Origin of the sequence: Microbacterium sp. S308A+ (assembly GCF_049800815.1) — a bacterium.
In the GTDB taxonomy this organism is placed as follows: Bacteria; Actinomycetota; Actinomycetes; order Actinomycetales; family Microbacteriaceae; genus Microbacterium.
The window spans coordinates 106,039-119,959 of sequence record NZ_JBNAFT010000004.1; the positions used below are offsets into that span (position 1 = coordinate 106,039).

The window sequence follows — 13,921 nt, forward strand, 5'->3', positions numbered from 1 at the left end:
GGTCGGCGGGAGCCGGCGGACGGAGCCGGGGGCGGGAGGGACGGGCGAGATCAGTCCTCGGCGCGGAGCTCGCCGTGGATGCGGCGGAGGTCCTCCATGAGCGAGCCGATGAGGATCCAGTGGTCCGAGGACGGCGGGCGCAGCGCGAGCGGGGCCGTCAGCGCGGGGACGGCGGAGGTCAGCGGCTCCGGCTCCGGGGAGACCTCGGCGAGCTGCACGGCCAGCCGCACGTCGTGCCCGGCGCGGCGCAGCTGCTCGGCGATCGCGCCGAGGGCGGGCTCCTCCGCGAGCGTGTCGTCATAGTGGTCGAGGTACGCGCGGGTCATGCCGATCACCTGCGTGACGATCGGGCTGAGCCGGTCGAGCAGGGCGCGCGCCGCGCGCAGCTCGTCGCGGTGCGCGGATCGGCGGGGGTTGAGCGAGAGCGACTCCTCGCCGGCCGCCACCGACGCCTCGGCCGCCTCCTTCATCGGCCGGAGGAGGCGGGCCTCGAGCAGCAGCTCTTCGCGCCGTGCCGGCGGCTGCACGGCGGGGAGGGCGTCGGCCAGGCGGTCGAGGGTCGCGGCGAGCTCGCCTCCCAGCAGCGCGATGTCGCGGCGGGCGGGGGCGACGAGCACCGGCGGCACGATGAGCACGTTGACCACGATCCCGATCGCGGCGCCGATGAGCGTCTCCACGATCCGGTCGATCGCGTATGCGGGGCTCGAAGAGCCGAGCGCGAGGACGAGCATCGCCGAGATGGCCACCTGGTTCCCGGTTCCGGGGGTGGCCTTGAATGCCCAGGCCACGAGCATCGCGACGACGACGGCGAGGAGCACGGTCCCGTTCTGGGTGCCCAGGAGGAGGTTGAGGAGCATCGCGATCACGACGCCGGCGATCACGCCGATGCTGCGCTCGATCGCTTTGGCGAGCGACTGGTTCACGCTCGGCTGCACGACCAGCAGAGCGGCGATCGCGGCGAAGACGGGAAGGGGTCCCGGCACGACGGCTCCGGCGACGAGCCAGGCCGCGATGGTCGCCGCCGCGGACTTGGCGACCTGCAGCAGCGGGGCGCGCTTGGCGGCGCGGATCGCGGCGGACATGCCCATGGCTCCACGGTAGCCGCGGGACCGCGGTCTCAGACGATCGCCCCGGTTCCTCCGTCTCCGTCGCCGGAAAGATAAGGCATCTGCCCGATGAGCGGAGGGGGCCTTAGCGCGAAGAGTAAGGGGACAGAGAACCAAGGAGACAGAGCACCAAGGAGCTCACGATGTTCGAGCAGCACCCCTCCCTCACCTACCGCGTCTCGCAGCTCGAGATCGCCCAGGCCGCCGAGCGTGCCCGCGTCATCGCGGAGAACGCCGACCGGCTCCCACCGCGTCGCGGCCTGCTGACCCGGCTCCGCGACGCCTCGGCACGCCGGCGTGCGTCGCGGGGCCCGGCGGCCTCGCCCGCCGCGGACGTCCGGCCGGCTCCGGCCGCGGCGAGCACGGCGCCGGTCCCCACGACCTCCCCGACCGCGGCGACCTCCTGCGCCGCTTCGCCGCGTCTCGCCCCCGGGCGGTCCGCGGCCTCCCGCCCCGCCCCCGTCGCCTCTCGAGCGACCGCTTCCCGTTCGGTGTGACGGCGGGGGACGGGGCGGCTCCTGCCCGGCTCGACGGCAGGGCCGAAGCCGCGCACGTCCGGCCGGCCCGAGGGTGGGGGCCGGGCCCGCGCGGAGGACGGCGGGCGGCGTCGGCCGGCGTGGCCGCGGCCGCCCCGGATGTCGGTGGCCGGTGGCACGATGAGGGCATGGCCCTCACCGCCCCGACCGTCGAGATGATCGGCCGCGACGCCGAGCTCGACGTCCTGCGGACGGCGCTCGATCGTGCGTCGGCCGGGCAGTCCGGCGCGCTGCTCGTGGCGGGCGAGGCGGGGATCGGCAAGTCGCGTCTGCTGCGGGAGTTCGGCGCGCGGGTCGGGGACGCGGCGACCGTCCTCGTCGGCTGGTGCCTGGACTACGGCTCCACGCCCGCGCCGTACGGTCCTCTCCCCGCGATCCTCCGCGGGGTCCTGGCCGAGCTGGGCGACGAGGCCGAGACGGCGGCGGGGCCGGGGCGCGAGGCGCTGCGCCTGCTCCTGCCGGAGCGGGGCGACGGCCCGGTCGACCGTTCGGCGGTGGGACCGGAAGGGCTCGGCGAGGTCATCGCGAACCTGCTCGAGGCGGCCGCCGAGCGCCGTCCGCTCGTGATCGTCGTCGAAGACCTGCACTGGGCCGACGCGGCCACCCTCTCCATGCTGTCCTTCCTCCTCCGTGCGCTCATGGGGCGTCGGGTGCTCTTCCTCTTCACCTGCCGCATCGACGAGGTGCGGCGAGGGGGTCCGGTGCGGGGCTTCCTCGTCGAGGCCGAGCGCGCCCGCCTGCTCGACAGGGTCGCCCTGCGGCGGCTGGACCCGGTCGCGGTGCGGCAGATGGTGCAGGAGATCAGCGGCCCGGTCGATGAAGCCGCTCTCGCACGGCTCCTGGAGCGCAGCGAGGGCGTGCCGTTCTTCGTCGAGGAGCTCGCGTGCAACGCTCTGGGACCGATCCCCGACACGTTGCGCGACGTGCTCCTGGTGCGATTCGATCTGCTCGGGGACGACGCCAAGCGCGTGGTCCGCACGGTGTCCGGCTCGGACGGAGCCGTGCCGCACCGTCTGCTCTCGGCGCTCGCCGGCCTGCCCGACGACCGCCTCGACGAAGCCGTCCGCGAGGCGGCGAACTCCGCGATCCTCGCGGTCCTCGACGGCGAGGCCTACGGCTTCCGGCACGCCCTGCTGCGCGAGGCGGTGCACGACGACCTGCTCCCGGGCGAGCGGGCCCGCCTGCACCGCGCCTACGCCGAAGCGCTGGAGGGCACGGCTCCGGCGTCCGCCCTCGCCTTCCACTGGCACCAGGCGCACGACCCGCATCGGGCCCTCGTGTCCGCGGTCGACGCCATGCAGCAGGCGAAGACCAGCTACGCCTTCTCCACCGCGGCACGGTTCGGCGAGCTCGCGCTCGAGCTGTGGGAACAGGTGCCCGCCGCCGAGGCCGCGGTGGGGATCGACCGTGTGACCCTGCTCGCGCGGCTCGGATCGATCCTGCGCAACGCCGGCGACGGCGAGCGGGCGCTCACGGTCGTGGATCTCGCGCTCGCCGAGGCGGACCCTGTGACCACCGACCCGGCGGCGTACGTGCGACTGCTCCGCGACAAGGCGCTCTATCTGCAGAACCTCGGCCGGCCGGGCTCGGTCGAGCTGCTGCGCGAGGGGCTGGCGGTGATGGACGGGCGGGTGGACGACGACCGTCTGCGCGCCACCATGCTCAACTACCTCGCCGGCCGGCACCTGACCGGCGGCCGATCCGAGGAGGCGGTCGCGACCGCCGACGAGGCGTTCCGGCTCGCCGAGCGCATCGGCGACGACGCCGCGATGTCCGTGGCAGCGAACCTGCGCGGGAGCAGCCGCGTGCATCTGGGGCAGGTGGCCGAGGGGCTGGCGGACTACCGGTTGTCCTGGGAATGCGCGGTCGACCACGATCCCCGGCTGCGCTACCGCGTCAACTACTCCGACGCCCTGCGCACGCTCGGCCGGTACCGCGAGGCGGTCCGGGTGGCCGAAGAGGGGATCGCGCACGCCCGTCGGCTGGGGATCGAGCGCACGACCGGCTCGATCATGACCCAGAACATGGTCGAGCCGCTTCTGGAGCTCGGTGAGATCGACCGGGTCGAGGAGCTTCTCGCGAAAGACCTCACGATGCGCACGCTCCGCATCTTCCGCGTCTACACGACGGTCTCCCGCATCCGTGCCCTCGCCTGGCGCGGGCGGATCGACGAGGCGCGGAGCCTTCGAGACGAATGGCACGCGACATTCGAGGCGGCCGGGGCCGTCGAGCGGCAGATCTGGTACTCGGTGCGTGCGGCCGACCTCTCGGTCACACTCGCGGCGGGCGATCTCGCCGGCGCCCGCGAGCTGCTGCGGGCGCTCGAGGCCGATCCGGGGCCGCGGCTGGGACATGAGGCTCGGATGCTGCTCGACGGCGGCTGGGTCGTCGCGAGCCTCCGCGCCCGAGGAGATGACGCCGCAGCGGCAGAGACCGCGGCGGTGGTGCGCCGCGCCTGGGACGCCCTTCCCGCCGAGCTCCGCCGGGCGGAGTGGCGGGCGATGCTCGCCGCGATGCTGGACCCCTCGCCGTCCGGGGTGCGCGAGGCGGTGCGCATCGCCGACGGAGAGGACATGCCCGCGGTGTTCCGGGTGCTCCTGCGGCGCGAGCTCGTCCGACTGCTCGTGACGTCCGGCGCCCGTGCCGATCGCGCGGTGGCGGCGGAGGAGGTGTCGATCGCCGCGGAGATCGCGGAGCGGATCGGTCACGCCGGGCTGCGGCGCGAGATCGCGGCGATCGCGGACGCGACCGGTCTCGCCGGCCCGCTCGCCGGCCGCGCCGATGGCGAGACTCGTTCGGCGGGGCCGGACCCCAGCGCGCTCACGGCTCGTGAACAGCAGGTGCTGGAGCTGATCGCGGAGGGGCTCAGCAACCGACAGATCGGGGAGCGGCTGTTCATCAGCGCCAAGACCGCGAGCGTGCACGTCTCGGCCATCCTGCGCAAGCTCGGCGTCGCCACGCGCACCGAGGCCGCGGTCGCCGCCTCCCGTCGGGGGTGATCCCGACGTCCCGGAAGGGTCAGGCCGCGACCCTCCCGTTGCCCGAGCGCCGCCGAAGCGCGGGTCAGGCCTCGGCGCGGCCTTCCCTCCAGTAGCCCATGAAGGCGATCGAACGACGATCGATACCGAGATCCCGGACGAGGTGGCGGCGGAGGGCGGTGATCGTCCCCGCCTCGCCGGCGAGCCAGGCGTATTCGCCACCGGAGACCCGATCGGGGACCTCCCACAGCACCTCGTCCTCATCCGGCTCGGCGAACTCCTCCGCGACCGGAGCGAGCGTCGCGACGCCCCCTCCGGTGCTCTCCTGGCTCGCCGAGCGTCTGGTCGAGGCGGTGGCGGCCGAGTCCGCGGCCCGTAGGGCCGGTGCTCGTCTTGCCGTGTCGGCGAGATGCGCCGCGCGCTCCTGCCCCCAGGCGTGCACGGCGGCGCTCAGGCGCACGCCGTGGGCGGCGGAGCCGCGAGCGAGCCAGGTCACGGCGACACCGGCCGGGGCGGAGAGCGGCAGGGCATCGGCCTCGGTCGGCACCTCGGCCAGCACCTGTCCCGTCGCATCGGCCGGAAGCGACTCGACGATCGCGCAGATGGCGGGGACGGCGGTCTCGTCGCCGGCGATGAGCAGCGTCGTCGCCTCTCCGGGATGCCATTCGATCCCCCCGTCGTGCCCTTCGACCCGCGCGTCCGGCCCGACGACGGCGAGGACGTCGCCCACGGCGGCCGCGGTGGCCCAGGCCGACGCCGGGCCTGACGTGCCGTGCAGGACGAAGTCGACGTCGATCTCGCGCTCCTCGGGGCGCACCGCGCGGACCGTGTAGGTGCGCACGGGGTTGCGCTGCGCGTCAGGGAGCTCGCGCCATCGGCGGTACCACTCGGTCATCGACTGCGACTCGTCGAACTGCCCGACGTCGGTGAACGAGCCGTCCCCGAAGGGGATCATCACCTTGATGCGCTGATCCAGGCCGTCGGTCCCGAACCACTGCAGATCGTCGCCGTGGAGCGTGATCCGGGTGAAGTGGGGGGAGAGCGGCGTGAGGCGGGCGACGGTCGTTCGGTACGTGCGATAGGGATGACTCACCCCGCCAGTATAGGTTAGGATGCCCTAATATGACCACCGCGCCCCTCCCCCCACCCCCGAGATCGGCGAGCTCAGCGCCGAGAACCTCGCGCTGCGCTACGGGCGGATCCCCGTGGTGCACGACGTCTCGCTCCGGTTGCGCCCCGGAGCGGTGACGGCGCTCGTCGGCCCCAACGGCAGCGGCAAGTCCACGCTCCTGCGGGCGATCGCCCGCCTGCACCGGGTCGAGACAGGCTCGGTCCGGATCGGTGCCGACGCAGGAGGGGCACGCGATGTCGAGACCCTCTCCGCCCGCGAGTTCGCGCGGACGGTGGCGATGCTGTCGCAGTCCCGCCCGCACCCCTCGGGCCTTGAGGTGCGCGATGTGGTGACCCACGGGCGCCATCCTCATCGTGGTCGTTTCGCGGGTCTGACCGTGGACGACCGGAACGCGATCGACCGAGCCCTCTCCCTCACCGGGCTCGTCGAGATGGCCCACCGTCCGGTGGACGAGCTCTCCGGGGGCGAGCTGCAGCGCGTCTGGCTGGCGACCTCTCTCGCCCAGGACACCGGCATCCTGCTCCTCGACGAGCCCACGAACCATCTCGACCTGCGCTATCAGATCGAGACGCTCGATCTCGTGCGCGACCTTGCCGATCGAGGGACGGCCCTCGGCGTGGTGCTGCACGATCTCGGCCATGCCGCCGAGGTGGCCGACGAGGTGGTGCTCCTCCATCGCGGCCGGGTGCATGCCACCGGCGACCCCGTCTCGGTGCTCACCGGCGAGAACCTGTCGCCGGTCTACGGGCTGCACATCGACACGGTCGTCGACGCCGAGACGGGCCGGGTGCGCGTGATCCCGCGTGGTCGCCATCACGGTCGTCGTCCGAGCGTCGCCGCGCCGGCCGAGTGGGCGCAGCCCGTCCCTGTCGGCCGGTGAGGGTCTGCCCGAGCCACCCCTGCCTCCTGCCCGCCCTCCCCGACATCGACCACACCCCCGGGCGCCCGCGTGCCCGCCTTCCGAGACGGAGTCCCCATGAAGAAGCCCCTCGCCGTCGTCGCCGCCCTCGGCGCGCTCGCTCTCGCCCTCACCGCCTGCGGCACGACCCAGCCGTCCTCCTCGGCGCCGACCTCTTCCCCGGCGACCGCGACCGGCCAGGGCTGCGCCGAGGACACGACCACGACCGCGACCGGGCCGGTCTCGCTCACCGACTCCTTGGGCCGCACCGTGCAGCTCGATCGCCCCGCGTCGCGTGTCGCCGCCCTGGAATGGCAGCAGATCGAGGACGTGCTCTCCCTGTGCCTCACCCCGGTGGCCGTCGCTGACGCCGACGGGTACCGGCTCTGGGACACCGCGGAGGAGCTGCCGGAGGACGTCCCCTCGGTCGGCACCCGGCAGGAGCCGAACCTCGACGCGCTGTTCCAGGCCAAGCCCGACCTTGTGGTCGTCGAGGCGAGCACCCCCGACGCCCCGATCATCGCGCAGCTGGAGAAGTACGGCGTCCCCGTCCTCGCCACGACCGGCGCGGACGCCGCCGATCCTGTCCGGGAGATGACGGACACGTTCGAGCTGATCGCCGCCGCCACTGGACGCGAGGAGCGCGCGAAGGCCGTGATCGGCGAGTTCGAGCAGCATCTCGCCGAGGCTGAGAAGAAGGTCGCCGCCGCGAGGCCCGTCACCACCGACTTCGTCTTCTTCGACGGGTGGGTCGATGGCGGGAACGTCTCGCTGCGTCCCTTCGGGCAGGGGTCGCTGGTGGGCGAGATCGGGGAGCGGCTGGGCCTCACCAACGCGTGGAAGGGCGAGGTCGACCCGGCGTACGGGCTCGGCGCGACGGACATCGAGGGGATGACGACCATCGGCGACGCCAGCCTCTTCTACACCGGCACCGAGGATCCGGACTCGGAGAGCTTCGTCGAGGCGGCGAAGAAGAACCCCGCCTGGGCGTCGATCCCCGCGGTCAAGGACGGACGGGTGACCGCGTTCCCCCGCGGGATCTGGACCTTCGGCGGCCCGCGCTCGGCCACGCAGATCGTCGACGCCTTCGTCGGCGTGCTGACCAAGTGACCGCGGGGCCGTCCGCCGTCGAGCCGGGCCGGGACACGGCCGCCGTCGGGGAAAGCGCCGGGGATCGTCGAGGTGTGCTCAATCCCCGCGGGAGGGCGGGTGAGGCGCCGGGGACGCCCGCGGGCGGCGGCTCGACCGGCGCGGCGGTGGCCGTGCTCGTCGGACTCGCGCTGGCTCTCGTCCTCGTCGCCTGCTGGCACCTGACGCAGGGCACGAGCGGAGCGGTCTTCGCGGACCCCGAGATCCTCCTCGGCTCCCGTATCCCTCGCCTCGCCGCAGGCGTCGCCGTGGGCGTCGCCCTGGGCGCGGCGGGGATCCTCATGCAGTCGCTCTCGCGCAACTCCCTCGCCTCGCCCGACACGCTGGGGGTCACGGCCGGCTCGTACTTCGCCGTCACGGCGGCCACGGCCTTCGGCGTGAGCGTGCCGATCTGGGCGTCGGGGGCGGTCGCGTTCGCCGGCGGCCTGCTCGCCGCCGCGCTCGTGCTCGGGATCGCGGGAGGCGCCGGCTCGTCGACGACGCGCCTCGTGCTCGCGGGGTCTGCTCTCGCCCTCGCGCTCCAAGCGGGGACCTCGACGCTCCTGATCCTCTTCGAGGAGCAGACCAAGGGGCTGCTGGCGTGGGGGAGCGGCAGCCTGTCGCAGCTGGGCCTGGAGGCCTTCCTCCGGGCGGCCCCCGTGGTCCTCGGCGCCCTCGCGCTGTCGATGGTCCTCGCCCGTCGGCTGGACGTGTTGTCCCTCGGCGACGACACCGCGTCGTCGCTCGGGGTGCCTGTCCGTTCCACCCGCGTGGCCGGGATCCTCCTCTCCGTCGTCCTCACCGCGACGGCCGTGACCCTCGCCGGCCCCATCGGCTTCGTCGGGCTCTGTGCGCCGGTGCTCGCACGGCTCCTCTCCCGCCTCGTGCCCGCGCTCGGGCGGCACGTGCTGCTGCTCCCCGCAGCCGGGCTGATCGGTGCGATCGTCGTGATCCTGGCGGACGCCCTGCTGCGCGCGCTCATCGGCGCCGAGGGGGCGATCGCGGTCCCGACCGGCGTCGCGACCACCGTGCTCGGCGGGATCGTCCTCGTCGCGATGGCACGCCGGCTGCGCGACGCGGGTCCCACTCGCCGTCCCCCGTCGGTGCGCTTCGGGGTACGAGGACCGCGCGTGTTCCGGGTCGTGCTGGTCGCGGGTCTTGTCGCCCTGTGCGCGGTGATCGTGGGCGGGCTCCTCGTCGGCAGCACCCCGCTCCTCACCGGAGACGTGCTGCTGTGGCTGCAGGGCCATGCGCCGCCGGAGATCGCCTTCGCGCTGGACGAACGCGCGCCGCGCGTGGTGGCGGCGGTGACGGCGGGAGCAGCCCTCGCCCTGGCCGGCGCGGTGACGCAGTCGGTGAGCCGCAACCCGCTGGCGGACCCGAGCCTCCTGGGCATCACCGGAGGCGCAGGGCTGGGTGCCGTTCTCATCGTGACGAGCGCGGCCGCGTCGACCTTCGGGATGCTCGTCGCGGCGGTCGTGGGGGCGCTGCTGGCCTTCGTGCTCGTCTATGGTCTGGCCTGGCGCGGAGGGATCAGCGCGGACCGGTTCGTGCTCATCGGCATCGGCGTCTCCTACGGGGCGATCTCGCTCACGACCTTCGTCCTGCTGCGGAGCAATCCCTGGGACACCCCTCGTATCTACACCTGGCTCTCCGGGACGACGTACGGGCGCATCTGGGAGCAGGTGGTCCCGCTGCTCGTGGCGCTCGCGATCGCCCTCCCCGCCGTCCTGGCCCAGCGGCGCGATCTCGACGTGGTCGCGATGGACGAGGACACGCCTCGGCTGCTGGGCGTGCCGCTCGAGCGCTCGCGCCTGACGCTGCTGCTGGTCGCCGCGGTGCTGGCCGCGCTCAGCGTCGTCGCGGTGGGCGTGGTCGGTTTCGTGGGGCTGGTGGCGCCGCACGCCGCCAGGGCGCTGGTCGGCTCCCGCAACGGGCGGGTGGTGCCGGTCTCGATGCTCCTCGGCGCCGTGCTCGTCGGAGTGGCGGACGCGGTGGGACGCACCGTGCTCGCACCCGCGCAGATCCCCGCCGGTCTCATCGTCGCGCTCCTCGGCGCCCCGTACTTCGTCTGGCTCCTCTGGCGGTCTCGCGACGCGTGAGCGGGGGCACACGGGGCGGGTCTCGACCGAGGCGTTCTCGTCCGGGCGTGCCCTGCGCCGTCCCGTCAGGAGGCGTCGAGCACCAGGCGGTAGCCCATCCCCTGCTCGGTGATCAGGTGGACGGGGGATCCGGGGACGGGCTCGAGCTTCTTCCGCAGCTGCGAGAGGTACAGCCGCAGATAGCCGGTGTCGGTCACATGCTCGGTGCCCCAGATGTCGCGCAGCAGCTCCTGCCTGGTCACGAGCGCGCCGGGATGCCGGGCGAGGTGCTCCAGGATCTGCCACTCGGTCGGGGTGAGGTGCACGCGGGATCCGGCGCGGGTGACGGACTTCGCCGAGAGGTCCACCTCCACGTCGCCGAAGACGACGATCGCCTCGGCGGGGGCGGTCGAGCGGCGCCGGGAGAGGGCGCGGAGCCGCGCGAGCAGCTCGTCGACCTGGAACGGCTTGGTCACGTAGTCGTCGGCGCCGGCGTCGAGGGCCTGGACCTTGTCGGCCGATCCCGTGCGTCCTGAGACCACGAGGATCGGCACATCGCTCCATCCGCGGATCGCCTCGATGACGCCGATCCCGTCCAGGCGCGGCATGCCGAGGTCGAGGAGGACGACGTCCGGCCGAGCCTGCGCGGCGGTCGTCACGGCGGCGGCGCCGTCGGGAACGGCGATGACGTCGTAGCCGTGCGCGGCGAGGGTGATGCGCAGAGCCCGGACGAGCTGCGGGTCGTCGTCCGCCACGAGCAGTCTCATCGTGCCGTCTCCTCTCCCGTGCCGGCGGCGTCCCCCGTGCCGGCATCGTGCCGCGGAGAGGACCCGCTGCCGTCCCGGTCGTCGGGGGCGTCCGCGGCCAGGGGGAGCGAGACGACCATCGTGAGGCCTCCGCCGGGGGTGTCCTCTGCCGTCAGCGTACCGCCCATCCCCTCGGCGAAGCCGCGGGAGAGCGCGAGGCCGAGGCCGAGTCCGGTCGTGTTGTCGGTGTCACCGTGTCGCTGGAACGGGAGGAAGGCGCTCTCGCGCCGGGCCTCCGGAATGCCCTCGCCGCGATCGATGACCCGGATCTCGGCCACGCCGCCCAGACGGCTCGTCGACACGATCACACGGTCCCCGGCGGGCGTGTGCCGGGTGGCGTTGGTCAGCAGGTTCACCAGGACGCGTTGCAGCAGCACCGGGTCCGCGTGCAGCGGCGGGAGGTCCTGGTCGAGCGCGAGCTCGACCTCTGCGGGCCCGAGGGAGAGCTCGTCCAGCGCCGCGACGACGCTCCCGCCGGCGTCCACGCGGCCCAGGGAGACCGCGAGCACGCCGGCCTCGACGCGGCTGACGTCGAGCAGGTCGGTGACCAGCCGGGACAGGGTCGCCAGGCTCTCGTCCGCGGTCGCCAGGAGCTCTGCCCTGTCTTCGGCGGAGAGGCCGTGCGCGCCGCGGAGACCGCCGACCGCTGCGACCGCGGCCGCGAGCGGACGACGCAGGTCGTGGCTGAGCGCGGAGAGGAGGGCGCTGCGCACCTGATCCGTCTCGGCCAGCACCGCCGCCTCCTTGGCCGTCTCGCGGAGGTCCGAGTGCTCGATCGCCGCGGCCAGCTGGGCGAGGATCGCGTCGAGCAGCCGCCGCCCCGCCGCGTCCAGCGCGTCGCCGTGCAGCTCGAGGAACGCACGGGGCGTGCCGTCGGCGGCCCGGCCGACCGGCATCGTGATCGACCTGCCGTCGGGGAGGGGCTCGCCGTCGCGGGCGATCACGCCTCCGGACGGCGTGAGCAGTCGCACGCCGCTCAGCCCGAACGCCTCGCGGGTACGGCTGACGAGCGCCGTGGGGGCGCTGTCGCCGCGCAGCACGTTCCCGGCGACGGCGGCCAGGAGCTCGGACTCCGCCGCGGCCCGGCGCGCGCGACGGGCGCGACGCGCGGCCTGGTCCACCACGATGCTCACGAGCACCGCGATGACGACGTAGAGCAGCAGCGCGAGGCCGTGCAGGGGATCGGCCACGGTCACCGTGAACAGCGGCTGGACGAACAGGAAGTCGAGGGTGAAGCCGGAGAGGATCGCGGCGAACAGGGCCGGCTTCAGACCGCCCACCAGGGCCACGATCACGACCAGCAGCTGGTAGGCCAGGACGTCGGAGGTGATCGACTCGGGCGAGCTCGAGACGAACAGGCCCCAGGACAGGAGCGGTCCGCCGACGAGTGCGATCACGAAGCCCAGCACCTGACGGCGCCAGCTGAGCGCGCCGCCGGTCATCCGGGGAAGCTTGGCGTGCTGGTTCCCGGCCGCGGCATGGGTGACGATGTGCACGTCGATGTCGCCGGAGACGCGGACGATCTCAGCGCCGATCCCGGGGCCGGTGAGCGCGGCCGCGAGTCGTCCTCTCCGGCTCACGCCGATCACGAGCTGGGTCGCGTCCACCGAGTGGGCGAAGTCCACGAGAGTCTCCGGGACGTCGTCGCCGACGAGCTGGTGGTAGGTCCCGCCCAGCGACTCCACGAGTCGCTGCTGCGTGCTGAGCGCGCCGGGGGTGTCGTCGCGCAGGCCGTCCTGGGTGGTGACGTGCACGGCGAGCAGCTCGCCGCCGGCCGACCGCGCCGCGATCCTCGCGCCACGGCGGAGCAGCGTCTCGCCCTCGGGGCCGCCCGTGAGCGCGACGACCACGCGCTCACGGGTCTGCCAGGCGCTCTCGATCCCGTGCTGCACGCGATAGGACCGCAGCGCGCTGTCGACCTCGTCGGCGAGCCAGAGGAGGGCGAGCTCACGCAGGGCGGTGAGGTTGCCGAGCCGGAAGTAGTTGGACAGGGCGGCGTCCACCCGCTCCGCCGGATACACGAACCCGGCGGAGAGGCGGTCGCGCAAGGACTGCGGGGCGAGGTCGACCACCTCGATGTCGTCGGCGCCGCGGATCACCTCGTCGGGCACGGTCTCCTGCTGCGCGATGCCGGTGATCTTCTCGACCACGGCGTTGAGCGACTCGATGTGCTGCACGTTCACGGTCGTGACGACGTCGATCCCGGCGTCCAGGAGCTCCTGCACGTCCTGCCAGCGCTTCGCGTGCCGGGAGCCGGGCGCATTGGTGTGGGCGAGTTCGTCGACGAGGGCGAGCTCGGGGGCACGGGCCAGGACGGCGTCGAGGTCCATCTCGTCGAGCGTCACGCCGCGGTGCTCGACGATCCCCCTCGGCACCTGCTCCAGGCCCTCGGTCTGCGCGAGGGTGGCCGCGCGGCCGTGGGTCTCGACGACGGCGATGACGACGTCCCGGCCGTGATCGCGCAGCCGGCGTCCCTCGGTGAGCATCTCGTACGTCTTGCCCACTCCCGGCGCGGCGCCGAGCAGCACGCGGAGCCGGCCCCGGGATCTGCCCTGGGGCCGGCTCGCGGGCTCGGCGGCATCCGTCATCGGCTCTCCTTCGCGAGCGCGTCGAGGGCGAGGTTCAGCTGCAGCACGTTCACGCGCGGCTCCCCGAGGTATCCGAGGTCTCGCGTCTGCATCTTAGACTCCACGACCTTCCGCACGTCGGCCGCCGGAAGCCCGCGCGCCTCGGCGACCCTGGCCACCTGGAGCTCCGCGTACGCCGGGCTGATGTCGGGGTCGAGGCCGGAGGCCGAGGCGGTGACGGCGTCGGCGGGGACCTTCTCCGCCGGCACCTGCTCGCGGGCCGCGATGGCCTCGCGGCGCTCGGCGATCGCGGCGACGAGGTCGGGGTTCTCCGGCCCCAGGTTGCTGCCGCCGGAGGAGGCCGGGTCGTACCCGTCGCCGGCGGCGGAGGCGCGCGGCTGGAAGTACTGCGGGAGGGCGTTGCCGTCGGCGTCCGTGAAGGACTGGCCGATCAGCGCGCTGCCGACCGCCTCGCCGCCGCCGGCCCATCCTCCGGTCGGCGCTCCTGCGCCGTCGACCTTCGAGCCATTGGCCTGCCAGGGGAACAGGAGCTGCCCGAGGCCGGTGAACGCGAACGTGTAGCCGACGCCGAGGAGCAGCGTGAGCACGAGCATCGCGCGGACGGCGACGCCGGCGGTGCGGGCGGAGGTACGGAACGAGGACATGATCTGCCTTTCGTGACGGTCGTC

The 13,921-nt window shown here is 73.8% G+C and carries 10 protein-coding genes; 5 read left to right on the forward strand and 5 right to left on the reverse strand.

What is annotated here, in order from left to right; all coding sequences use genetic code 11:
• Window positions 1-50 precede the first annotated feature (50 nt).
• The gene (locus ACP15J_RS11755) at window positions 51-1,088 is read right to left on the reverse strand and encodes an FUSC family protein (protein ID WP_424937185.1); all 1,038 of its coding nucleotides are present in this window, start codon (window positions 1,086-1,088) and stop codon (window positions 51-53) included.
• Window positions 1,089-1,249: 161 nt separating this feature from the next.
• Between ACP15J_RS11755 and ACP15J_RS11760 the strand changes: the two genes are divergently transcribed.
• Both ACP15J_RS11760 and ACP15J_RS11765 read left to right on the forward strand, forming a co-directional pair.
• Window positions 1,250-1,603 (forward strand): hypothetical protein, encoded by a 354-nt coding sequence (locus ACP15J_RS11760; RefSeq protein WP_424937186.1) that lies wholly within the window; start codon window positions 1,250-1,252, stop codon window positions 1,601-1,603.
• Between the two features lie 167 nt (window positions 1,604-1,770).
• A complete protein-coding gene (locus ACP15J_RS11765; RefSeq protein ID WP_424937187.1) occupies window positions 1,771-4,641 on the forward strand; it encodes a helix-turn-helix transcriptional regulator in 2,871 nt (956 codons plus the stop codon).
• 64 nt (window positions 4,642-4,705) lie between these two features.
• Here ACP15J_RS11765 and ACP15J_RS11770 read toward each other — a convergent pair whose 3' ends face one another.
• Window positions 4,706-5,713, reverse strand: coding sequence for a siderophore-interacting protein (locus ACP15J_RS11770; RefSeq protein WP_424937188.1), 1,008 nt, complete (start codon window positions 5,711-5,713; stop codon window positions 4,706-4,708).
• 106 nt (window positions 5,714-5,819) lie between these two features.
• Here ACP15J_RS11770 and ACP15J_RS11775 point away from each other — a divergent pair, with 106 nt between their 5' ends.
• From ACP15J_RS11775 to ACP15J_RS11785, 3 genes are all read left to right on the forward strand, one after another.
• The gene (locus tag ACP15J_RS11775) at window positions 5,820-6,632 is read left to right on the forward strand and encodes an ABC transporter ATP-binding protein (RefSeq protein WP_424980953.1); all 813 of its coding nucleotides are present in this window, start codon (window positions 5,820-5,822) and stop codon (window positions 6,630-6,632) included.
• A gap of 96 nt (window positions 6,633-6,728) precedes the next feature.
• The gene (locus tag ACP15J_RS11780) at window positions 6,729-7,760 is read left to right on the forward strand and encodes an iron-siderophore ABC transporter substrate-binding protein (RefSeq protein WP_424937190.1); all 1,032 of its coding nucleotides are present in this window, start codon (window positions 6,729-6,731) and stop codon (window positions 7,758-7,760) included.
• 74 nt (window positions 7,761-7,834) lie between these two features.
• Window positions 7,835-9,880 (forward strand): iron ABC transporter permease, encoded by a 2,046-nt coding sequence (locus tag ACP15J_RS11785; RefSeq protein WP_424937191.1) that lies wholly within the window; start codon window positions 7,835-7,837, stop codon window positions 9,878-9,880.
• 65 nt (window positions 9,881-9,945) lie between these two features.
• On the opposite strand, the gene ACP15J_RS11790 is transcribed toward ACP15J_RS11785, so the two are convergent.
• From ACP15J_RS11790 to kdpC, 3 genes are read right to left on the reverse strand one after another with little or no spacing between them, the layout of a single operon-like run.
• Window positions 9,946-10,626, reverse strand: coding sequence for a response regulator (locus ACP15J_RS11790; protein WP_424937192.1), 681 nt, complete (start codon window positions 10,624-10,626; stop codon window positions 9,946-9,948).
• Window positions 10,623-13,253 (reverse strand): ATP-binding protein, encoded by a 2,631-nt coding sequence (locus ACP15J_RS11795; protein WP_424937193.1) that lies wholly within the window; start codon window positions 13,251-13,253, stop codon window positions 10,623-10,625. The genes ACP15J_RS11790 and ACP15J_RS11795 overlap by 4 nt, the downstream gene beginning before the upstream one ends.
• Window positions 13,250-13,897: a potassium-transporting ATPase subunit KdpC gene (gene kdpC, locus ACP15J_RS11800; RefSeq protein WP_424937194.1), complete on the reverse strand. Its 648-nt coding sequence runs from the start codon at window positions 13,895-13,897 to the stop codon at window positions 13,250-13,252. Before kdpC ends, ACP15J_RS11795 begins: the two co-directional genes overlap by 4 nt.
• Between the last annotated feature and the right edge of the window lie 24 nt (window positions 13,898-13,921).

What these genes read in the sequence shown, in the direction of transcription:
- ACP15J_RS11755 (WP_424937185.1), bottom strand. Translation starts at nt 1,088, where the DNA reads ATGGGCATGTCCGCCGCGATCCGCGCCGCCAAGCGCGCCCCGCTGCTG.
- ACP15J_RS11760 (WP_424937186.1), top strand. Translation starts at nt 1,250, where the DNA reads ATGTTCGAGCAGCACCCCTCCCTCACCTACCGCGTCTCGCAGCTCGAG.
- ACP15J_RS11765 (WP_424937187.1), top strand. Translation starts at nt 1,771, where the DNA reads ATGGCCCTCACCGCCCCGACCGTCGAGATGATCGGCCGCGACGCCGAG.
- ACP15J_RS11780 (WP_424937190.1), top strand. Translation starts at nt 6,729, where the DNA reads ATGAAGAAGCCCCTCGCCGTCGTCGCCGCCCTCGGCGCGCTCGCTCTC.
- ACP15J_RS11790 (WP_424937192.1), bottom strand. Translation starts at nt 10,626, where the DNA reads ATGAGACTGCTCGTGGCGGACGACGACCCGCAGCTCGTCCGGGCTCTG.
- ACP15J_RS11795 (WP_424937193.1), bottom strand. Translation starts at nt 13,253, where the DNA reads ATGACGGATGCCGCCGAGCCCGCGAGCCGGCCCCAGGGCAGATCCCGG.
- kdpC (WP_424937194.1), bottom strand. Translation starts at nt 13,897, where the DNA reads ATGTCCTCGTTCCGTACCTCCGCCCGCACCGCCGGCGTCGCCGTCCGC.